Source organism: Actinomycetes bacterium, assembly GCA_022396035.1.
GTDB lineage: Bacteria > Actinomycetota > Humimicrobiia > Humimicrobiales > Humimicrobiaceae > Halolacustris.
This window is the reverse complement of the sequence record JAIOXO010000008.1, coordinates 45,965-68,736: the sequence shown is the minus strand read 5'-3', so window position 1 is coordinate 68,736 and position 22,772 is coordinate 45,965. Positions and strand designations below refer to the sequence as shown.

23 protein-coding genes are annotated in these 22,772 nt (G+C 38.7%); 5 read left to right on the top strand and 18 right to left on the bottom strand.

Features of this window, described 5'->3' with window-relative positions:
* Positions 1-231: 231 nt before the first annotated feature.
* Entirely contained in the window at positions 232-999 is a 768-nt protein-coding gene (locus K9H14_04185; protein MCG9479392.1) for an SDR family oxidoreductase, read from the bottom strand.
* Positions 1,000-1,539: 540 nt separating this feature from the next.
* On the opposite strand from K9H14_04185, the gene K9H14_04180 reads away from it, so the two are divergent.
* Entirely contained in the window at positions 1,540-2,550 is a 1,011-nt protein-coding gene (locus tag K9H14_04180) for an NAD(P)-dependent alcohol dehydrogenase (protein MCG9479391.1), read from the top strand.
* Positions 2,551-2,781: 231 nt separating this feature from the next.
* Here the strand turns inward: K9H14_04180 and K9H14_04175 are convergent, their stop codons facing one another.
* The 7 genes from K9H14_04175 to K9H14_04145 all read right to left on the bottom strand — a co-directional run bounded on the left by K9H14_04175 (position 2,782) and on the right by K9H14_04145 (position 9,658).
* Entirely contained in the window at positions 2,782-3,894 is a 1,113-nt protein-coding gene (locus tag K9H14_04175) for an ABC transporter ATP-binding protein (protein ID MCG9479390.1), read from the bottom strand.
* A gap of 14 nt (positions 3,895-3,908) precedes the next feature.
* Positions 3,909-5,036 carry an ABC transporter ATP-binding protein gene (locus tag K9H14_04170; GenBank protein ID MCG9479389.1) on the bottom strand — a complete coding sequence of 376 codons (1,128 nt, stop codon included), beginning with the start codon at positions 5,034-5,036 and terminating at the stop codon, positions 3,909-3,911.
* A gap of 3 nt (positions 5,037-5,039) precedes the next feature.
* Complete coding sequence (locus K9H14_04165) at positions 5,040-5,231, bottom strand: hypothetical protein (GenBank protein ID MCG9479388.1); 192 nt, start codon at positions 5,229-5,231, stop codon at positions 5,040-5,042.
* Between the two features lie 64 nt (positions 5,232-5,295).
* Positions 5,296-6,129, bottom strand: a complete 834-nt coding sequence (locus K9H14_04160) for a carbohydrate ABC transporter permease (GenBank protein ID MCG9479387.1) — start codon at positions 6,127-6,129, stop codon at positions 5,296-5,298.
* 18 nt (positions 6,130-6,147) lie between these two features.
* Positions 6,148-7,080, bottom strand: a complete 933-nt coding sequence (locus K9H14_04155) for a sugar ABC transporter permease (GenBank protein MCG9479386.1) — start codon at positions 7,078-7,080, stop codon at positions 6,148-6,150.
* 160 nt (positions 7,081-7,240) lie between these two features.
* Positions 7,241-8,827: an extracellular solute-binding protein gene (locus tag K9H14_04150; GenBank protein MCG9479385.1), complete on the bottom strand. Its 1,587-nt coding sequence runs from the start codon at positions 8,825-8,827 to the stop codon at positions 7,241-7,243.
* A gap of 456 nt (positions 8,828-9,283) precedes the next feature.
* Positions 9,284-9,658, bottom strand: a complete 375-nt coding sequence (locus K9H14_04145) for a hypothetical protein (GenBank protein MCG9479384.1) — start codon at positions 9,656-9,658, stop codon at positions 9,284-9,286.
* A gap of 31 nt (positions 9,659-9,689) precedes the next feature.
* Between K9H14_04145 and K9H14_04140 the strand changes: the two genes are divergently transcribed.
* From K9H14_04140 to xylB, 4 genes are all read left to right on the top strand, one after another.
* A complete protein-coding gene (locus K9H14_04140; GenBank protein MCG9479383.1) occupies positions 9,690-11,366 on the top strand; it encodes an IS1634 family transposase in 1,677 nt (558 codons plus the stop codon).
* A gap of 744 nt (positions 11,367-12,110) precedes the next feature.
* Positions 12,111-12,506, top strand: a complete 396-nt coding sequence (locus K9H14_04135) for a cupin domain-containing protein (protein MCG9479382.1) — start codon at positions 12,111-12,113, stop codon at positions 12,504-12,506.
* A 35-nt stretch (positions 12,507-12,541) separates the two neighbouring features.
* Positions 12,542-13,984, top strand: coding sequence for an NAD-dependent succinate-semialdehyde dehydrogenase (locus tag K9H14_04130; GenBank protein MCG9479381.1), 1,443 nt, complete (start codon positions 12,542-12,544; stop codon positions 13,982-13,984).
* A gap of 14 nt (positions 13,985-13,998) precedes the next feature.
* Positions 13,999-15,540, top strand: a complete 1,542-nt coding sequence (xylB, locus tag K9H14_04125; GenBank protein MCG9479380.1) for a xylulokinase — start codon at positions 13,999-14,001, stop codon at positions 15,538-15,540.
* Positions 15,541-15,581: 41 nt separating this feature from the next.
* Here xylB and K9H14_04120 read toward each other — a convergent pair whose 3' ends face one another.
* The 10 genes from K9H14_04120 to K9H14_04075 all read right to left on the bottom strand — a co-directional run bounded on the left by K9H14_04120 (position 15,582) and on the right by K9H14_04075 (position 22,771).
* Complete coding sequence (locus K9H14_04120) at positions 15,582-16,103, bottom strand: hypothetical protein (protein MCG9479379.1); 522 nt, start codon at positions 16,101-16,103, stop codon at positions 15,582-15,584.
* A gap of 2 nt (positions 16,104-16,105) precedes the next feature.
* A complete protein-coding gene (locus K9H14_04115; protein MCG9479378.1) occupies positions 16,106-17,344 on the bottom strand; it encodes an HD-GYP domain-containing protein in 1,239 nt (412 codons plus the stop codon).
* A gap of 452 nt (positions 17,345-17,796) precedes the next feature.
* Positions 17,797-18,189, bottom strand: coding sequence for a helix-turn-helix domain-containing protein (locus tag K9H14_04110; GenBank protein ID MCG9479377.1), 393 nt, complete (start codon positions 18,187-18,189; stop codon positions 17,797-17,799).
* A gap of 1 nt (position 18,190) precedes the next feature.
* The gene (locus K9H14_04105) at positions 18,191-19,090 is read right to left on the bottom strand and encodes an AAA family ATPase (GenBank protein ID MCG9479376.1); all 900 of its coding nucleotides are present in this window, start codon (positions 19,088-19,090) and stop codon (positions 18,191-18,193) included.
* Positions 19,091-19,452: 362 nt separating this feature from the next.
* Entirely contained in the window at positions 19,453-19,722 is a 270-nt protein-coding gene (locus tag K9H14_04100; protein MCG9479375.1) for a DUF167 domain-containing protein, read from the bottom strand.
* A complete protein-coding gene (locus K9H14_04095) occupies positions 19,715-20,473 on the bottom strand; it encodes a DivIVA domain-containing protein (GenBank protein ID MCG9479374.1) in 759 nt (252 codons plus the stop codon). Before K9H14_04095 ends, K9H14_04100 begins: the two co-directional genes overlap by 8 nt.
* Positions 20,474-20,487: 14 nt before the next feature.
* On the bottom strand, positions 20,488-20,775 hold the full coding sequence (locus K9H14_04090; GenBank protein ID MCG9479373.1) for a YggT family protein: 288 nt from the start codon (positions 20,773-20,775) through the stop codon (positions 20,488-20,490).
* Between the two features lie 3 nt (positions 20,776-20,778).
* A complete protein-coding gene (gene proC / locus K9H14_04085; protein ID MCG9479372.1) occupies positions 20,779-21,597 on the bottom strand; it encodes a pyrroline-5-carboxylate reductase in 819 nt (272 codons plus the stop codon).
* Positions 21,598-21,612: 15 nt separating this feature from the next.
* Positions 21,613-22,083, bottom strand: coding sequence for a cell division protein SepF (locus K9H14_04080; protein MCG9479371.1), 471 nt, complete (start codon positions 22,081-22,083; stop codon positions 21,613-21,615).
* A gap of 13 nt (positions 22,084-22,096) precedes the next feature.
* Complete coding sequence (locus tag K9H14_04075; GenBank protein ID MCG9479370.1) at positions 22,097-22,771, bottom strand: YggS family pyridoxal phosphate-dependent enzyme; 675 nt, start codon at positions 22,769-22,771, stop codon at positions 22,097-22,099.
* Position 22,772: the final 1 nt, after the last annotated feature.

Here is a 22,772-nt window from a genome sequence, read left to right as displayed (position 1 = left end):
AGCAGTAGCCTTTCTATTAAGTGATGATGCCAGCTCGGTAACCGGGGCAGATCTGGATGCTTCCGGAGGATATCTGGCCATGGGCAGTGAAGGCCTGGGAGAATCTTCCAGCTTTGCCGGAAGTGACTAGGGCTGTAAGGATTGGGATAATAAAAAGCTCCTTGTAAGGTGTAAAACATCTTATAGGGAGCTTTTGTTTGTCTACAGTTAACAACCACTAGAAAACAACCTTTAAGTCAGTATATAGCCTCCATCTGCAACTACCAGGCTGCCACAGAAATAACTGGCGGCTTTGGAAGCTAAAAACACAAAAATGCCCTTAAGTTCTGAAGGGTCACCAATTCTCTTTTGGGCCGACTTGGCTGACCATTCATCAAGGTAGTGTTTATCTGCTTCCTTAAGCAGAGGTGTGCCTATATAGCCCGGCAGTACAGCATTAACCCTCACATTATGGGGAGCCCATTCATAGGCCAGGCATTTGGTTAACTGACAGACCCCTGCCTTGGAGGCATTGTAATGGGCCTGTTTTTGGGGGTAGTTTACAATTTTGGCAGACATGGAGGATACATTGATTATGCTTCCCTTTTTCTTCTTGATCATTTCCTTGCCAACCCATTTGGAACACAGGTACACACCATTCAAGTTTACATCTATAACACTCTTCCATTCATCATAATCCATATCTTCAGCTGCTGTCCAGGTTACAATGCCAGCATTATTTACCAAAATATCTATTTTACCAAACTCTGACATAACATCTTCCACCATTTTTTTAACATCATCTTCATTAGTTACATCCGCTTCAAGAGTTATGGATTTTCTGCCCAGTCCCCTCACTAAATCAGAGGTCTCTTTTCCCTGATCCACCAGCCTGTCCACCACTGCCACATCAGCTCCTGCTTCTGCAAGGCCCAGGGCTACTTCTCTGCCCAGCCCCCTGCTGGCTCCAGTTACTATCGCCTTTTCACCATCCAGCTTAAAATCAGATAAAATGCTCATAGTCGCTCCTTTACATCTTTAACATTTATAAAAAATCATGCCTATGGTTTAAGGTATACCCCAAACCATATAAATTTTCTTTTGCTATAAAAAACCTATTTTAAATTTGAAGAAATTATTTTTACTAATATTTGGTTAACCTGTTAAAAGTTCTGTAGAAAACATAATAATTATCGCTGAACGAAAGTTAAGAAAACCTTTTTAAGATAGTCAAATTTAAAATAATTCTAAATGAAACCATAAAAAATGTAAACCTTAAACCTCAACCACAAAGGCCTTAAAACTGGTTGCCAATTTGTCATTTCATCCCATAATAACTCCCCTTATTCTTTGGTCTCTTTCTAACATATGTTGCGCATTAATATAGATATATTATAATGTATTTTAATCCTGTTAGATATAAAATAGGCTACCAGTAATATCATTTTAAACGGTGATTTACGATTTAATTTTAATAGATATATTTATGTTCTAAACCAGGTAGTCAGCTTAATTTTAAAAATAATAAAAAATTAAAACCTAAAAAGGAGTAGCACATCTATGAAAGCACTGTATCTTAAAGAAAAACACATTTTTGAGGAAAAGGAAATACCCCGCCCCCAACCCAAAGATGAAGAGGTGTTAATAAAAGTAAAATCAGTAGGTGTTTGCGGTTCCGATATTCATTACTATGAGCATGGAAGAATTGGAGATATGATTGTTAGGGAACCCCTCATACTTGGACATGAAGTTTCAGGAGAAGTAATTGAAACTGGTTCTAAAGTCAAAGATCTGAACATTGGAGACCTGGTGGTAATAGAACCATTTGTAGTATGCGGAAAGTGTGAAGCTTGCCGTACCGGCAGGTATAATCTTTGCCCTGAACATAAATTCTATGCCACCCCACCTATTGATGGAGCCTTGAGGGAATATGTTACTTTCGATGCATCCTTTATACATAAAGTGCCAGAAGGTATTGATCCAGAACTGGCTACCCTGGTTGAACCTATGGCCGTAGGAGTATTTTCTTCAAAAAGCGTAGGAACAGGGTTGGGAGATAAAGTAATTATATATGGCAGCGGCGTAGTCGGATTATGCTGTATGATATCAGCCTATAGTGCTGGAGCCAGGGAAGTTGCCATGGTAGATATAAGGGATGACCGGCTAAAAACCGCTGAAGAAATGGGAGCGAAATTTACCATAAATCCTACCAGTGATGACCCCGGTAAATATTGTAATTATTTTGATATAGCTTATGAGTGCTCCGGCTCAGAACCAGCACTTATCGACGCCAGTAACCGGGTAAAAGTAGGCGGAAGGATATCTGCTATAGGTTTCCATACCAAGATGACCCAGGAGGCACCTATTACCCAGATGGTTATTAAAGAACAACAGCTTATAGCTACATTCAGGTATGCAAATTCTTTCCCCATAGCACTGGATATAATACTTAAAAACAAGGAAAAGGTTAAAAAATTCATTACCCACAGGTTTAATTTTGATGATTCGGAAGAAGCATTTATTACTGCCAGAGACGACAAGAGCGCCATAAAGGTAATGATTAATATGTAAAACAACCGGTAACCGGTTTGAATCAATACTGGTAATTATTTATTGTAGAAATTTAAATATCAGAGTAAATATATAGATGTCTAAAAAAATACCAGCCTAAAAAAGATATGCCCTATTACAGTTTATTTAAATAATAATGAACTGTAATAGGGCATATTCTTCAATTAAGCTTTATGCCTATCTACAATTATTCATAGCTGACCGCTATAAATTGTAGTTATGAATCAGTACCTAAGCTTGCCTATTTATAATAGCTTCTTCATTTTCTTCATCAAAAAGATGTATCAGCTGTGGGTCAAATTCCATCCAGCAATTATCGCCTCTCTTGAACTTGAGGCCACCTGCAGTAATAACTATCTGTATTTGTGATTTGTCCTCATCGCTTATCTCTACAGTTATAACTGTACTGTCACCCTGGAACTCTACTATCCTTACAGTTCCACCTATTACTGATTCCCTGTCGTCTTTATCAACCAATTTTATCTGCTGAGGCCTAACCCCCATAACTACCTGTTTGCCTACATACTTTTCATCAATTGAATCCTTGATGGCAAATACTTGTTTGCCTTTTTCGGTTTTTATAAATACTTTGTTGGTAGATTCAACAGTACAATTAACGAAATTCATACCGGGCTGGCCAATGAAGTTAGCCACAAATTTATTGGTTGGCTGATTGTAAATTTCATCCACAGTACCAATTTGCTGCTTTTTAGCCTCATGCATTACCAGCATCCTGTCACAAAGGGCAATAGCTTCTGCCTGGTCATGGGTGACGTAAATGGTGGTATTGCTCAACTCTTCATGTATCCTGCTGATCTGGGCCCTTATTTCACCTCTTATACGCTGATCCATATGTGATAGGGGCTCATCTAAAAGTGTAAGCTTGGGTTTTCTAACCAGGGCTCTGGCCAGAGAAACTCTCTGCTGATAACCCCCTGCCAATGATCCAGGTTTCTTTTTCAGGATGGTTTTAAGGTTGAGAGCTTCAGTAATTTCCATAACCATATCGTCAAGTTGCTTACCTTTTATGCCCTTTGCCCTCAGCGGGAATGCTATATTCTCATAAACATTCATGGAATAATAAAGAGCATAAGACTCAAAAGCCAGTGCTATATTTCTATCAGCGGGACCTTTTTCATTTACCCTCTCTCCATCAAACAGTACATCACCTTTACTGATTTCCTCCAGTCCTGCCAGCATTCGTAATGTAGAGCTTTTACCACTTCCTGAGGGACCCAGTATTGCAAGGAATTCTTTATCATTACAGGTAAAATTTAAGTCCTTAACTCCTACTACATCTCCTTGATAAATCTTCCAAACATTTTTGCAATCTATCCTACTCATTTTCACCTCACCTATTACTTAGTCAATTTTACAGTTGGTACATAAAAGAAAGTATGCTCTATAGGAAGCTCAATCCATACCTTATCTCCAATTCTAAACTGTTTACTTTCCTTGCCGCCTCTAATTCTTGCGTGGAGAAAAGTGTTTTCCAGTTCAAAGTAAACCAAAGTACTTTCAGCTTCATGGGTTACTGCATAAACCGGTAACTGGAAGGCTCTATCGGATTGTTTTTCCTTGCTAAGCTTTATGTATTCACTTCTTATACCTATTCTTATATCTAGTTCCTGGCTTACAGTCTTAGCTGTTTTTTTGGCTTCAACCGCAGCATCTCCCGACAGTTCTAGATCAAAGGATTCTCCCGCTTTAAAGAAAGTTTTTCCATCCCTATCTACTAAATTTCCATCTACCAGATTCATTGGAGGCTCACCTACTGAAATCCCTACAAAATCTGTCAATGGATTTTCATAGATCTCCTCTGGAGTATCCATCTGTTCTATCTTACCCTGCCTTAGAACTATCATCCTGTCAGATAAAGCTAAAGCCTCTCTGTAGTCATGAGTAACATAAATAATGGTACTGCCGTACTCCACCGCAAATTCCCTTAACAGGGTTTGGGTTGAAAACTTCAGCTTAGCATCAAGGTGGGCTATAGGTTCATCCAAGAGATAAACCTCGGGCTTTCTGACCAAAGCTCTGGCCAATGAAACCCTCTGTTTTTGTCCGCCACTAAGCGCCTGTGGCTTTCTATCCAGCAAAACATCTATACCCAGGAATTTAGCAATTTCTACTACCTTTTCCTTTTCCTGTTCCTTGGTTAACCTATAATTCCATTTTGGCGCCCTCAAAGGAAAGGCAATATTATCATATACTTTGAAATGCGGGTATAGATTATAGGTCTCAAAAGCCATAGATACATTTCTGGCATGAGGCGGTAATTTATTTACCGGGTGGCCATTAAAATATATTGTACCTGAGGTAATAGTTTCGATTCCGGCAACCATTTTTAGAATGGTGCTCTTACCTGCACCGGTTGGGCCTAAAATGGAAACAAATTCACCCTCTTTACATGTAAAACTCAAATTTTCTATAGCCAATTTCTTTCCATAATATTTGGTCACATTTTCAAATTTTACTTCTGCCATTTTTTACTCCTCCTCATCTTCCTCATATTTAGGTCGAGGACCAAATTTAAATACTATAGCTGCCAGTATTGTAGCTATAATGAACCCAAACCAGGCTGATATTTCAGGAAAAATTCCCATCCACAGAAACATAACACCAATCCATACCAGCACTGACCAGAATATCCAGTTCCCCATCGTCATTCTTAATTTCATTTATTACAAACCCCCCAACTAGCGTCTATAACTATTTTATTAGTCTTATTTTTTATTTTTAACTTTATCCTTTTACTGCACCAAAGGTTAGGCCTCTAACAATATACCTCTGCATAAACCAGGCTGCTATCAATGTAGGCAGTATGCTTATTGCTGCGCCAGCAGCCATAGTTCCATATTGTATATCTATAGATCCCCAGAAAGAGGATATGAGAACAGTAACTGTCTTTGCTGCATTCCTTGTAAACAAGAAAGCGAATAAGAATTCGTTCCAGGACCAGATCAGACAAAAAACAGAAGTGGTAGCAATACCTGGAAGTATTAACGGGATAACTATCCTTCTAAAGATATTAAATCGTCCATAGCCATCTATCAAGGCTGCCTGCTCCAGCTCTGCCGGTACATCTCTAAAGAATCCATACAGCAAGAAAGTGGCAAATGAAACATTAAAGTACATATATAGTAAAACTAATGCTGTTCGGGTATCTAATAAACCTAAATTACGGAATACGATAAAAAATGGCAATGCTGCAACTACGGCTGGAAACATCCTGGTGGAAATGGTAACAAACAGCAAATGTCCGCCTCCAGTATTCCAACGTGCAAAACTGTACGCCGCAGGTACGGCAATAATCATTACAAATATAGTGCTGACCACACTAACAATAAGTGTATTTAGTAAATTTTGAAAAAATGGAAACTGATTGAATAGCCTATCAAAATTTTCCAAAGTAGGAGTAAACATAAATTGTTGGCTTAATTGGCCAGTAAAAATATCTTGGGCCGGCTTAAATGCAGTTAAATAAACCCATAGTAGAGGACCCAATACTACCAATAATATAATCGCCGTAATTATCCAAAAAGCTATTCTTTTCCCTATTGAATCTTTATTATACATTACACACCATCCTTATCATTATTTTGACGCGTCTAACGCTTTAATCAATTGTCTATACATAAGTGCGGCAATAATAATAGTTAAGTATAAGCTCATTATTGCCAGTGTTGAACCATAACCGACATCAAAATATACAAAAGAAGTCCTGTATACCATCCAGTCTAATAGCTCTGTGTTTACGGCTCCACGAGTTGTACCGTATAGAGGATCAAACAACCTTATAAGCCACATAGTCCTCAATAACACTATGATCATAATCAAAGGAGTTAACATGGGCAGAGTTAATTTTCGAAATACCTGCCAGCCTTTTGCTCCATCAACCTGGGCAGCTTCAAATGTATCTTTGGGAAGACTCTTCAAACCAGCCAGTAATACTGAGGCTGAAAACGGGAACCATTGCCATACAGTAATACCACAGATTGTAAATAAAGCTCCGCTGGGAGCCCACCATTTTACCCTTCCTATGCCTATTGCGGCCAGGAACTGGTTAATAAAACCAATATCATACTCAAGCAAGAAATTCCAAACAATGGACAAAATTAGAGGTGCAACCAGCAGTGGTAAGAGTATAAGGCCACGAATAACATTTTCTCCTTTAAAGTTTCTATTCCATAAAGTTGCTATACCCAGTCCTATAAGAATTTCGCTTACGATACAAACCACTGTCACTACTGCGGTTCTCCTCAGAGGTATCCAGAAATCGGTATCTCTTAACATATCTTTGTAGTTCTTTAATCCAACTGCGACTCTGCCTGATAAATCAGCATCAAAAAAAGAATTAAAAATACTGTAGATTAACGGGTATATCATGAATACCAGAAGTACTAGCAGAAGCGGTATAATTAACATCCATTTAAAATATTTCTCACTTGAAAGAACTTCCCAGACTGAGGGCTTCCTTCCTAAATCCACATTATTAATGGTAACATCATCATTTTTTGTAGTCGACATATTATCTACTTCCTCCCTCTTTTCCTAATCCTAAACATCATTCTTTCATATTAAAATTAGTACTTGCAAAGGGGAAGGAATAAGATTTATCTCATCCCCTCCCCTTACTCTAAAGATTAAATCACACTAGGTATAATTTTGTTCCATAGAGCCTGTATTACTATTCTTCAACTCTAATTGGTATAGAGTCATGTCTTTCAACCAAATCAAGCATCTGTCTGTTTACAGATTCAATACAAGCCTCTGGTGACAGCTCGCCGCTGAATCCTTTGGACAGAGTGTTCATGTGCATTTCAGTTACTTTACCAGCTGATTCTGAATTAAAGTAGTAAGCATTAGCTATAGTATCAATATAGTCCTGGTTGTTCCAGATGTCATTCAGGTAATCAACCAACATTCCCAACGGATACTGGTTTTCTTCTGTATACCAGATAGGGTCATCTAATACGTCAGACCTGGTAGCCAACTGTCCTGCTTCTTTCATAACTGCAGTCTGTGCTTCCAGAGAAGCAAGGTATCTTACCAGCCAGTAAGCAGCTTCCTGATTATCAGATGCTGCAGCTACACCAAATGACCAAGCCCCGGTATAGGGACCTTTACCGATGGGAGGATAGATTCCTAATCTGGCATCAGGATCATTGGGTACTACGTTCTGGTTTAGCTCATCTACGGCCCAGGCGAAACAGTTACCATACATCATACCAACTATAGGTGTATCGCCCTGGCTAACAGCAGCTATAACAAAGTCAAAGTTAGCAGTTAAAACACCGGGTGAAGCATACTGTACCCTGCCTACATATTCTTCCATGGTTTGAACCATCAGGTCAGTATTTTCTTTGGTGATAACATACTCAGTTACAGCACCAGAATCATCTTTTATTACATCTACATAGTCTCCACCATTACCCCAGAGGTAGGTTGAGAACTCATCATTCGCCTGATATGCACTGGCCTGCATGGTTATACCATTCATATCTTTCTCTAATGGCACGCCTTTCAGTTCTTCACCAGCTGATCTGGTAAAGAATTCAGCCTGGTCAGTAAGCTGCTCGTTATTTACAGGAGGAGCCAGCTCATAGCCATACTCTTCCAAAAAGTTAGCCTGCTCTGTAGGATCCTCATAAATGTCATCCCTTAAGAACATGCCAGTGTGATAGCTGTAAAATGGAAGGGTCATTATTGCCCCATCAGTTTTACAGGTTTCCATTATTACTGGTGAATGATAAGCAGCATCCATCTCAAACTCTTCTACTGAACCATATTCAGCAGCTAAGTCTGCTAAAGGTACCATATACTTAGCCCATTCATCGGTCCAGGCAGTTTCAACATAAACTACATCATATACACCTGTACCTGCAACTAGCTCTACGTTTTCTTTAGAGTAGACTACTGGAGTAGCGATTCTTTCTATATTAACCTCTACCCCTGTTTTTTCGGTGAACTTCTCTATATATGGAAGTGTTTCGTCAAAAATGGATCCAGTTTCTACAATAGTGTTTAAAGTAGACTTGTTTTCAATCTCTGGTATATCCTCAAGACTGAAAACTTCACCTTCAGCTGCTTCTTCAGCTGGAGCTTCTTCTGCTGGTTCTTCAGCAGCAGGCTCTTCAGCAGCTTCTTCAGCGGGCTCTTCAGCTGGAGCTTCTTCTGCTGGTTCTTCAGCAGCAGGCTCTTCAGCAGCACAGCCTACGAATGAGAATGTAATTGCTATTGCAACTACAAGTAAGAGAATTAGAAATCTCTTCATAGCTCATTACCTCTTTCTTACTTTTTACAATAATAAATCATTAACATCAGTTAAATAATATCTATATATTGGTATTTATAAATTACAACTCTATAATTTATTTGCCGGATCACCTCCTTTTACAACTGCAACTTGATAATCTACACCTTTTAAAACCCACCTCCTAATAGCCTAGGTTATAAATAAATTTTTTATTTATATTTCCCCTGGAGGGAAATAAATATATAAAGCTATTATAAAAGCTAATTTTTGATAGCAAATAATAATTTTTTCAAAGAACTAAAAGGAAACAACCAAATAAATAAAAATGAACTTCTCTAATTTTATGATACACAGAATTTAAAATTGTTTTACAAGTGTTTTATATCTTTCTAAACAGAATGTAGATTTGCTAATTAACTGTTAAATTTATAGTTTATCTTTCATTCCGCAGGTTAAAAACACAAAAATCTTGAATTAATTATACTCTTTTTTCTTCCTGGTTTTTACTATAATTTCCTTTAAATACTTATCCAAAAGCTTTGCTAAGCGCTTCTCATATTCCCTGATCTTTCTTTGGCCTTTTCTGAACTGACGGTAATTGTGGGTAACTTTTTTTATCCATCCTACATTTTCCTTACAGATGGACTTAGTTTTGGGCTTTCCGTCCTCAGAAAAGGTTATGCGCCTAAAGGGGTGCCCCTTGCCGCTACTGCACCAGCAGTTTTTCTTACCGCACCTGCAGTACACCTCATTATATGAGCCGGGCACCATAAGCTTTATGGAGAGAATCCTGTCCAAAGCCCTGGACCTTTTATCTTCTAATTTTTTGATCTCATCTAAGGTTGACATCTTAACGCAATAATATATAATATAGGTTAAGATGTCAAGGGATGCCGAAAAGTTAAAAAGATATAATATATCCGGTATTCCTCTCGTCAAGCAGGCCTCGGATCTCTTAGGGCTTAAGTTTCTTTTTGGAAAGCACATCCCTTCTTACGGAAATGAAAAAGCTTCTGCAGAAGATGCACTTATGCTCCTGGTATGGAACATAACCCTGGGAAGACAACCCTTATATGAGCTTGGCGGGTGGGTCAAAGACATAGACCCCGGCTGCCACGGTATGGATAAGGATACGGTAGGAGCCTTCAATGACGACAGGTTCGCAAGAGCCCTGGATAAGCTGTATAGCGCAGACCGGGCAACCCTTATGACCGAGATTGTGGTAGGGATGATAAAAAAAGTGGGTCTGGATACGGGAAGGGTCCACAATGATTCCACCACGGTAAAGGCTTATGGAAAGATACCGGGGACAACAAAGACAGGGCTGAAGATGGCCAGGGGGGTAAGCAAGGACCATAGGCCTGACTTAGCCCAGCTGGTATTTAGCCTGACTGTCTCCTCAGACGGGGCGGTACCGGTTCACTACAAGACATACCCCGGAAACCGTACTGATGACACTACCCACATAGAGACCTGGAGGTGCCTGAGGAGTATTATTGGAAGGGCTGACTTTATCTATGTGGCAGACTGCAAGGTATGCACCCAAAAGAATCTATCGGCCATAGTCTCAGGCGGAGGCAGGGTGATTACCACCATGCCCGATACATGGAATGAGGCAAAGGCCTTTAAAGAAAAACTGCTGGCAGAAAAGGTGGAAAAGAAGCAGATCCTAAGGAAACAAATTGCCGGCAGTTATGAGTATTACAGCCTTCTTTTAGGAGACTATAGGACTAAAGAGGGCGGCTACAGGATCTACTGGTACCTGTCCAGCCAGAAGAGAAAACTTGACCGGGTCCTGAGACAGGAAAGGATAAAAAAGGCAGAAAAAGAACTTACCCGCCTTTCTCCCAGACTGAACAAAAGAGAGCTTAAAGAAAAAGAGCAGATAAGAAAAGCAGTAGAAAGCATCCTAAAAAGGTACAGGTGCAGGGATTTTATCAATGTAGATATCATAAGGAAGATAAAAAAGAAAAGCAAAAAGGTGGGCAGGGGCAGGCCTGGGCCGGCTGCAGAATACAGGATAGAGACATTAACCCACTACTCCCTATACTGGGAGCAGGATAAAGAAAGGCTGGCCCGCCAGAGGAGGGTTGACGGGATATTTCCCCTGCTATCTACTGATACCTCAATTGGCCCCAGGGAGGTGCTAAACTACTACAAATACCAGCCCCGGCTGGAAAAAAGGTTTAACCAGTTTAAAAGTGTGCATGAGGCTGCTCCCGTACTGTTTAAAAACATTGAAAGGGTTGAAGGGATAATGTTTCTGTTCTTTGTAGCACTGATAATCCAGGGTATAATTGAGAGAAAGGTAAGGATGGCCATGAAGGAAAAAGGCATTAAGTCCTTGCCCATCTATCCTGAATACCGTAAATCATTCTATCCTACTACCTCCAGGATATTCTATAATTTTGACGGCATATCTTCGTATAAAATCTTAAAAAATGGTAAAGTTGTAAAAGAGTTTAAAGACAGCCTCTCCTCTATTCAGAAGATGATACTTGGGCTTCTTGATATGGATGAGGACCAGTATTGGGGGAGGGTTTTCAGTGAGATGTAGCTGAAATTAATTCGGAAAAAATGGGTTTTTAACCTGCGGAAAGAAAGGTTTAATAATTCTAATCCAAATTTTAATTATTTGTCAATTTTTATTTCAGACCCAATTTCCCTTGATTCTGACCATGCTCTGCAAAATCTTTCATAGGCTACCTGACCTTTACCAAGTCAACCCTGCAGCAAACTTTATGACTCATAACTTTTACCATATTTTTTGAATATAGTCAAAATTAATTTCTAACCTGCAACCTTTAATGAGCTTCTACTACTCAACCCCATTTGGCCTCAAAACCATCAAGCTATACCAAAACAGGAGCGCTGCCCGGTGCTGATAAATACATGAATATTATAAGCCCTTTTGGAAAACATTAAAAGAATAAATCAAATTTTATTGCACTAATGCATAATTCTTACCAATAAATGGACTCAATTACCCTACATAACAACATTGCAACCGCTTACTGACCCATGTATACTGGCTAAACATGCGCTATGGTCAGAATATTTTGTTAATTTGAATATGAAAAATATACTGCTATAATAATGCCAATTTAGGAAAGGTTTAGGATATATGGAATCTTGGTTTCAGGCAAAGAACTCCAATAAATCAAATAAACCAATTGATATCAGACAAAATTTGTGTAAAATCTTATTCTGAACCAGGCAGCTTAAAAATAACTTGGGTTATTAGTATAATACAGTTGCCGGACCTTTTAATAATTATATGACTTGTCAGGGAGGAAAAGTAATGAAATATGTAAAAAATATCCAGGATGCAGCTGCTGATATTGATCCCAGATCGTTAAGAGACAGAGTAAAAAACCGGGACAAGGTAGTTCTAAGAGACACCTATTATTTAATCAATCCCCAAGACGAAGGTTGCCAATCCAGAAGATTAACCCTTGGCCACACCACTATCTACCCTACTGGAACTACTACCGGACATTCCCATGATGACATGGAAGAAGTATATTATGTAGTTATGGGAAAAGGAACCATGGTAGTAGGCGAAGACGAATATGAAGTAGAACAGGGTGACGCTCTGTATGTTCCACCTGGAGTTTTTCATACCACCAAACAGTCAGGTAACTTACCACTGATAGTAGTATGGGTAACCTGCAAAATTGATCCCTCAGAACAATAAGTTAAATTTAAAATATCTATAGGGAGTATAGTAATATGCTAAAAAAACAAATGTTAATCGGAGGCGAATGGGTTGATTCCCTGGATGGAGACAAAATAGAAGTTACCAATCCAGCTACAGGTGAAGTCTTTGCTCAGGTTCCTAAAGCTCATAAACCAGATGTTGAAAAGGCTATAGAAGCTGCAAATTCCGCATTTAAAGGCTGGTCTTCTTTATCGCCTTTTACCAGAGGTAGATATCTGAGAAAAGCAAGCAAGCTGGTAGAAGAGAGAAAAGAGGAAATTGCCAGACTTATGACTCAGGAACAGGGAAAACCTTTTAAAGAAGCCCTTGGTGAAGTGGAAAAAGGCGTCAACATATTAAGCTACTACGCCGAAGAAGGAGAAAGGGTTTATGGAAGAATTGTGCCTAATGAGGAACAGGATATGGAAAGCAGGGTTATCTATCAGCCTATAGGAGTAGCTGCGGCCATATCTCCCTGGAACTATCCTATCGAACTTCTGGCATGGAAAGTTGGAGGTGCCCTGGCTTCAGGTTGCACCATTATTGCTAAATTGCCTTCCGAAACCCCTTTATCCCCGCTTGCTTTTGTAAAATGCGTTCAGGACGCAGGGGTTCCCACCGGAGTGATAAATGCCATAACCGGTTCCGGTTCAGAAGTGGGACCAGTTCTATTCGACAGCAAGATAGTTAAAAAAGTTGCCTTTACCGGATCCACCAGTACCGGCAGGCAGGTTTTAAAAGGATGCATTGATACTTTTAAAAAAGTATCCCTGGAGTTGGGCGGAAGCCTTCCTACAGTGATATGCAAGGACTGCAATCTTGATCAGGCAGTAAAAGGAGCAGTAAGAAGATCGTTTAGGAATATGGGCCAGATCTGTATTGCAATTAACCGAATATATGTTGATGAAAGTATCTATGAACAATTTTTAGAGAAATTTGTAGAAGAAACCAGGAAGTTGAGTATAGGAGATGGCCTAAAAGAAGATATCAACTTAGGTCCCATGTGTACGCTGGGCGGAATTGATACGGCCAGACAGCATATAGAAGATGCTTTATCCAAGGGAGCTAAGCTGGCCTGCGGCGGTAATAAACCTGAAGGTGAAAAATATCAGAAAGGCTACTATTTTGAACCCACCATATTGCGTGACGTTAACCACGGCATGCTGGTTATGCAGGAAGAAACCTTCGGGCCGGTAGTTGGTGTAATGCCATTTAAATCTGTTGAAGAAGCAGTGAAGCTGGCAAATGATTCGGTTTATGGGCTGGCAGCAATAGTATTTACGGAAAGCCTGAGCCTGGCCAATAAGTTATCCAAAGAAATTGATTCCGGAAATGTAGCCATAAACAATGTAGACGCTGGAGTTCTTTATGCTCCCTACGGCGGCTGGAAAGACAGTGGTTTCGGACATGAACATGGACCTGAAGGCTTATACGAATATCTTTTAATTAAACATATAAGAGTAAAATACCTTTAAACGAGGGGAGAAAAATGCAAGAACAATATATTATCGGTACCGATATCGGGACCTCAGGCTGTAAGTCTATTTTAATAGACAGCACCGGAAAGGTTATTGCCTCGGCTATGGAAGAATATCCCCTTTATACCCCCAAGCCGGGATGGGCAGAGCAAAACCCGGATGACTGGTGGAAAGCTACTGCAAAAACCATACGAATAATAATGGAAAAAAGCGGGGTAAACCCCCAGGCAGTAAAGGGCATTGGTTTATCCGGCCAAATGCATGGCCTGGTAGCCCTGGACAAAGGCCATCAGGTAGTAAGGCCCGCTTACCTGTGGAATGATCAACGATCACATAAGCAATGCCAGGATATCTATAAAGCAGTAGGGGGCAAAAAGGAGCTGCTGAAATACACTAACAATAGCATGCTGCCTGGATATACCGGGGGGAAAATCTTATGGCTGAAGCAAGAAGAGCCCCAGCACTACAAACAATCAGTAATATTCTTAAATCCTAAAGATTATATCAGATTCAGGCTTACCGGCGAATTTGCCACCGAAGTATCTGATGCTTCTGGAACCGGCTTATTTGATGTTAAGAACAGAAAGTGGAGCCAGGAACTGTTAGAGATACTGGATATACCGCTGGAGCTGCTCCCCCAGGCTTATGAATCTCCCGAAATTACCGGACACTTAACCGGAGAAGCCTCTGAACAGACCGGCCTCCCCAAATCAGTACCGGTCGCCGGTGGCGGAGGAGATGCGGTTATCCAGACTACAGGTACCGGCCTGATAATTGAAGGTATACTGGGAATTACCCTGGGTACAGCCGGGGTCACTTCCATGGGGCTTAATAATTATACTTTTAACCATACCGGTAATTTCCAGGTGTTCTGCAGTAATGCTCCTAATAAGTGGAATATTATGGGCGTAACCCTGGCTGCAGGAGGATCATTCCAGTGGTTTAAGAATAAGTTGTGTAGATTTGAAAATAAAATTGCCCAAGAAACAGATCAGGATGTTTACAAAATAATTGATGAAGCGGTGGAAAAAGAATCTGAACCTGGTAGTAAAGGATTGGTTTTCCTGCCCTACCTTATAGGTGAAAGATGTCCCTACCCTGATCCTAATGCTTCAGGAGTGTTCATTGGAGTTACCCTTAGACATAACCATGAAGATTTTGCCAGGAGCGTTATGGAAGGAGTTACTTTCAGCCAGAAGCAGATTTATGAACTGATGACAGAAATGGATACCAATTTAAAAGCTAAAGAAATCAGGGTATCCGGGGGAGGATCGTCAAGCAAGCTGTGGAGACAGATGCTGGCAGACATATTCCAGCTCCCGGTAAAAACAGTTAGCGGAAGCAAGGAAGGCGGTGCTTATGGTGCAGCCCTGGTTGCCGGAACCGGATGTGGTATCTGGGACACTGTTGAACAGGCTACTGAAGTCATAAAAACAGAAACCGAACTTCTTCCCGACAAATCCAATAAAAAAATCTATGAAGGGTTATTTGAGGTTTACAAGAGCCTGTACCCGACCCTTAAACCAACTTTTGATAAGTTGGCTGAAATATAAATACTCAGACAGGCCGCTAATATTACTAGTGGCCTGTTATATTATAAGTAAAAAATAGAGTAAACCTCGAAACCAATTCCAAATAGAAATAAAACCGCTGTAATGGATATTAAAGCATAAGCCAGCGGTTTATTTCTATTTTTATAGGTTGCCCAGTACTCTCCATAACTTAGCATAAGCATTCTGTAAACAGTTTCTACTGAAACCAGCAAAATAACATCTGCAGGAATGCTCTGTGCATGCCGGATTGTACCAGAGAACAGAAATATTATAATAAAGAATCCGGTAATAAAAGCTAGGGGAAGGCTGGCTTTCAGGTAACCCAAACCCAGGTAGCCAAGAGTAGACAAAAGGTTTCCAAAAAAAATAATAATCAGTGTATAAACCAGAGTCATGTCCTGATCATATTCCCGGATACCGAAGAAGCCCTGCAATACTTTAAATTTATCAATAATAAACACAGAAGGTTCTTTTAAAAAATAAAAGAACAGATAACCCACAACAGCTCCTGCTGCCAGCAGGGCAATGGTTAAACCTAATATTTTATAGTAACCTCTATCCATGCTTATTGCCTGGCTAATACCTTTACCATAGCCTCGGTAACTTCTCCATCAAACTGAGTCCCCGAGTTTCTCCTTAATTCCCCTATGGCCTCTTGTTTGGTCAATGCCCTGGTATAGGGCCGGTCAGTAGTCATAGCATCATAGGAATCTGCTACACACAAAATTTTAGCAAATAAAGGTATCTGGTCTCCCGTTAATCCTCTCGGATACCCACTGCCGTCAACTTTTTCATGGTGATAAAGTATTCCAGAAGCAGCATCTTTTAAAAAGGTTATCTCTTTTACTATCTCATAACCCACTTCTGGATGTTTTTTAACCTCTTCCCAATCCTGCCGGCTTAATTCAGCTGGTTTATTTAATATAGACAAATCAACCTGAATCTTTCCTATATCATGCAGATTGGCGAGGTTTCTAATTATTTCAACATCGTATTCATTTAATTTCATTTCCCTGGCTATCTCTTCACTATAAGTAGCCACTCTCATGGAATGGCTGGCAGTATAAACATCTTTGGCCTCCATTATCTTTACTATCTGTAAAATACTGCTTAACAGGGCTTTTCTCTCTTTTATCCTTAAAAGATAAGTATACTGGGCTATTATCAAGGGCAATGATGTAAAAAGCAGGGTAAAAGGCCCATAAGTAGAATATAGGAAAGATATGGCAACCGCCATTAGAGTTAAGAATATATGAAAAGGAGTAAGCCAGGCAAAATTGAAAACCCAGATATTTAAAAATCCTGCCGATTCACTCAGGGTTATAGCACCTGTAGTCAAAGTAGTATTTAAAAAAAAGAAAATAATGGCAGAAAGAAAAATTACTCCAATATTATTTAAAGAAAGAAAATTACCAACAGACCGGTTGAATAAAGCTTCAAAAACTATGCTGGCCACCCCTATGGATATAAGGTACTGACCCGCATTGAAGAGATGTTTATAGTAGGGAACCTTCTTTAAAAATTCCTTAATATTGAACACAGATATTATGGTAACTATACTGGCAGTAGCTGGACCAAATAGAATTAAGCTGGCCATAGTTATACCAAAATTAACTGATACACTGCCAGTTTTGGGGAGTGGTGATGATAGATTGTCTGATGCAAATACCAGAAACCCGAACAGCACCACTCCCACCAAGGAAACATTGCTATACTTTATAATCACCAATGATAGCAAGAATATGCCAATTATAAAGACAGCATGAACATAAACCTGTAAAATCAACTTTTTAGTATTGCTCACTAATTTCCCTTTTAGTTCAAATATAAAAAATTATACCAAAACAAGGCGATTTAATATAATTTTTCTACCATCTTACTGTAGAGCAAATACCTACTAATGAACCTAGCGCGATCAATACTCTCATTAACTTTTTCACTTTATTTCACCTTCCTTTCTTAATAGAACTTTCTTCTTTTTTCTACCATCTTACTGTAGAGCAAATACCTACTAATGAACCTAGCGCGATCAATACTCTCATTAACTTTTTCACTTTATTTCACCTCCTCTTAAAAACTTTATCTTCTTGCTAACCACTCTCATACCAGGCTTTTAAAATTTCAAGATACTCCATTAATTGTTGGTAAAAAATCAGTACCAGTATCACAATTATTAAAAAAATTATTATTAGAATTGATGCCTTCTCCCAAAAAGTAAGGCTCTTTTTTTTCTGTCCTTCCCCCTTCATTTTTCCCCTATACGCTCTTCTGGGTTCTTCTCTCAATGAACTCTTCAATACTGCCCTGTGGAATCCTCCAGGAGCTTCTTCCTTCTCTGATTTTAAATCCCTTTAATTCTCCGGTTTTTAAAAGATTCCATATATTATCCACCGACAATTTCAATATTTTTGCTACCTGTTCTGCAGTATATAGTACTGGAGCCTCCTCTTCAGATTTACCGGCAAGCTCCTCTTTGCCTATAAAATTATTTAAGAACTCCTCCAGATCATTTTCATTTATTCTTATTGCCTTACCCAGCCTTATAGCTGGTAATTTTTTTAACATTACCATCCTTATTATCTCGGATTCACTTATACCCACCAGTTCTGAAACTTCCTTAATGGTGTATAATTTTTTTTCCTGTTCCATATTAAATAATCATCTTTTCTAAGCAGGATAACTGAGGCTGCATATCCAAAAAACCATTAATCTTATGGCTTTTTTCCATACTAGGAATTGATCCTGCCAGATTTATATTAAGTTGCTGTTGGAATAATTCTATTTGTTCCTCATCCTCATTGGCTTGATTCAATAAAGCCTCTCTATCCTGGTGTCCGGATAGAAATTTTAAAAATTTATTTATTCTATGAGTTGCCACCATGGTTGGAGTAAAGATGAAGATAATCTTGGTGGAAAGATTTAGCATTTCAAATACATAATTTTGGTAATTATGGGGTAGATCTACCAGTATATAATCATATCTTTTTCTGGCACTATAAATAATTTCATCAATTATATCTATGGAAATATTGTCACTCTGCTCGATAGTTAGAGGCGCCTGAAGTATATCTGTGCCTAACTTCTTTACCGGTATTATGGAATCCCATAATGATTGTGGACTATTTTCTGTTTCCTGTAAAAATTTACCCATATTGGGGTATTTGGGTATATTTAAATCATAGGCTAGATCTGTTTGACCTTCGCAGCAATTTAAATCAATCAGTAAAACATCAAGCTTTTTTGCTTTGCCCAGATAGTATGCCATATTAAAAGCAATATTGGTTCTGCCTACCCCGCCCTGAACAGAAAATAATGAAGTTACCTGCTGGTTAATTACCTTATATTCCGATTTTTCTTGTTCCAGCTTGCTTATTATATTCAATATCTGGTCCAGATCTTCTATACACTGTAACTCTTGGACCTGAATACAGCCGGACCGTGTTTTGTTCTTCCCGGCAATTATTAATTCACTATCTGTATTATCGGATATATAATCTCTTAAATCATCTAAATTCTGCAAATCTTCAGCTATTATAATATATTTCGGCATATATTCCTGTATTATTGCTTCAATGTTGTTTTGATCTGTTTTAATAATTATATTAAAGTTTTTTATATGCCTATTTTTAGCTTTCTTTGCTACTTCTTTATTTTTGGTTATTAATAAAATAAAGTACATTTTATTATAGTATATTATGGTTTATATTGATTTAATTCTTACTTTTTAATACTAGTTTATTGTTATTATAATATATAGTTAGCTAATATTTGTCAATTTTGATTAATTTTTTATATTATTATATATTTTTGGTTTTATATATTATAATATATTTTTATTACTATAATATCAGCTATAATATGGTTTAAAGATACAAAGATTGAATAAAATTAGAAATTCATTAAATTTTTGAACTAACTATTAAGTAATTTACTTATAATGTCAGATCTATGGGGGGTTTTAATCAGTATCTTTTTATAATTTGATTTATTACCAGATATTATGGCAACATTCTGGGTAGGTAAATTTAATTTTGAAGCAATAAGGCCTATTAATGCCTGATTGGCCTTACCTTTTTGTGGTGGTTTAGATAATCTTATTTTTATATGTTCCCCATACCATCCATCAACACAGTCTACGGAGGAACCGGGCCGGACATAAACTTTAATAACTTGGTCATTCATCCGTCTTGAAAAAGTCATCAATTATATCAGGATTAGCTATATCAAGGCCCTTGCCCTTCTTCCCGATATTAAAATCTTCATCTTCGTCATCTTCCTCTTCTTCCTCTTGTTCTGCCTCATCATGATCCTCTTTTTCAGGTTCTTCTTCTTTTTCTTCCTGGCCGGGCTGAGAGTTTTGGCTGCCTTCACTCTTTTCCTGGTCCTGCATATTATCTTGTTGCAAATTCTTTTCATCATCTATTGTTTGTTCCTGGCTTTCGGTTTCTGATACTACCTCTTCCTGCATTGGTTCTGGTGGGGACTGGTTTTCACTTTTCTCCTCAAACCCCTCTATGTTTTGCAGTGCATCCTGCAAGTACTTCTTCAGGTTCAGGTATTTTTCTTTTACTCTCAACATACCCTGTTCTATATTTTGCTTCTTTAATTCCAGTTCTTTCAATTTATCTTCTGCTTCTACTTTACGCTGATTATAAATATTTTCAGCCTCTGCCTTGGCTTTTTGTTTGATATCCTCTGCAACCTTATGCGCAGATACCAGAGCGTCCTGCAAAACCTGCTTCATCTCGTCAGACTCATTGGTTCTTTCATACTTGAGCTTATCTATAGATTCCTGTAATTCCTCATTCTTCTTGGCCATTCGGTCAAATTCTATAGATATCATGTCTAAAAACTTATCTACTTCTTCCGGCTTATAACCTTTGAATGCAATATGAAATTCTTTCTTTTGAATATCTCCTGAACTTATTGGCATAGCATTTCCTCCTGTCAAATTATTACCCTATACATAATTATTCTCAATAAAAATATTATAAACTGTATGGCTAAAACTGCTACTATAAAAGATAAATCCAGATAAGCCCTTCCTACCCTTATAGATGGAATTATTCTTTTAAAAATCTTCAAAAAAGGATCGGTTATTTCTGCAATAAATCTATACACAGTAAGCCATACACCCCTGGGTCTGATATTAAACCAGCTAAGTATAGCTCTTAATATAATAATCCATACATAGATTTGCAAAAAATAAATCACCAAATCAAAGGCAAGCCTCATACTTTACTCCTCACTGTCCTGTAATCTTTCCAATTCATGTGCTCTGCCAATAGCGCTCTCTATAGCGCTTCTTACCATTTCTTCAATATTCCATGCCCTAAATTGCTCCAGCGCTTTCTCTGTTGTGCCCCCCGGTGAAGTTACCATGTCTATCAGCTGGTCCAGTTCCCGGCCGCTTTCTTTAATCAAAGCTGCAGAACCAGCCATGGTTTCCACCACTAACTTTTTGGCTACCTGCCTGTCCATGCCCTTTTTTTCGGCGGCATCTATTAAACATTTACAAAAAAGGAAATAGTAAGCCGGACCACTGCCGCTTAAGGCTGTAGCCAGATTTTGAAATTTTTCTTCTACCACCACTGCCTCTCCCAGATTGGAAGTTATCATCCTAGCAAAATCAAGATCCCGTTGAGAAGCATACTCGCCCCTGCTGATAACCAGCATACCTTGTTTAACCAGAGCTGGCGTATTGGGCATAATCCTAATAACTGAAAGCCGGCCAAGCTTTTTTTCAAAGTATCCGGTAGGTATGCCCGCCAGGATACTTATAATATTTTTCCCCTCCAGCTTAATCTCTTTAACCTGCTCTATAAATTCATGCAAGTTCTGGGGCTTGATAGCCAGAAGTATATTCTCAGAGTCCAAAGTATCCTTTAAATTATCTGATAGGTTAATAGAGTATTGGGATTTTAAATAACTTCGCCTGTCTGAGTCTTTGTCATAAATTATAATTTCTTCTAAACCAACTGCATCCGAGTCAATAATTCCTTTTAACAGGGCTTCCCCCATATTTCCACAGCCAATTATTCCCAGTCTATAAGTCACAACTAAAAAATCCTCCTAAAATTGATTAAACAACCCTTTTTCTTTTAGCAGCTCCCTGTCCTCCGAGGTAACCTCTACATTGTAGGGAGTTATAAGGAATACCCGATCTGCAACCTTTTGAATGTTTCCCTCCAGGGCAAAAGACAGTCCGCTGCAAAAATCAATAATTCTTTTGGACAGTTCTGTATTGGTATTCTGTAAATTAATAATAACCGGAATAGTGGATTTAAAATTCTGTCCAATAACCTGCATATCTTCAAAATTATGGGGTTCGGCAATAAATACCCTGGACTTTGGTTCCGGCTTCACACCGGTTAAAAAGGATACTTTTCTTTTGGCCCTGCTGGAACCAATACGGCTGCCATAGTACTTCTCTTTTACATCATATTCATCGTTATTTTCTTCGTCTAGGCTATGTTCCCCTTCATACTCGTCCGGATCAGAAAAACCCAAGAAAGCAAATGTTTTTCTTAATATACCACTCATTATTACTCCTTTGCTACTTAAATAATACAGAGCCCACCCTTATCATGGTGGCCCCTTCTTCTACAGCTATGCTATAATCATTGCTCATGCCCATAGATAACTCAGTTAAGGAATACTGCTTAAACCTTTCATTTAAATCATCTCTTACGTCCCTTAATTTTTTAAAAATAGCCCTTATCATTTCCCAATCTTTAGTTAATGGAGCCATAGTCATAAAGCCCCTTATATCCACATGCTCCAGAGTAGTCGATTGAATTAAAAAATCCTCTAGCTGTTTGCAATCCATACCATACTTTGATTCTTCTCCTGAAACATTTACTTCAATGAGAACCTTCTGTTTTTTATTTATTTTGTCTGCAACTTTATTCACTTTCTGCAGAGTGCTTAATTTATCAATTGAATGTATATACTCTACTGCCGGAACTACTGTTTTTGCTTTCCTGCTTTGCAGATGGCCGATAAAATGCCAGGTTAGATTATTTTTTACCTTATTTTTCTTTTCCATCAGGTCCTGTGCCCTGTTTTCACCCAGATGTGTAATTCCGCAATCTACCACCTTCTGTACTATTTCTGCAGGTGCATATTTGGCAGCAGCAATAATAGTTACTTCCCCGGGTTTTCTGCCCGCTCTCAGACAGGCTTCTTCAACCTTCTGTTTGAGCTGAGTTACCCTGAGTTTATAATCCATT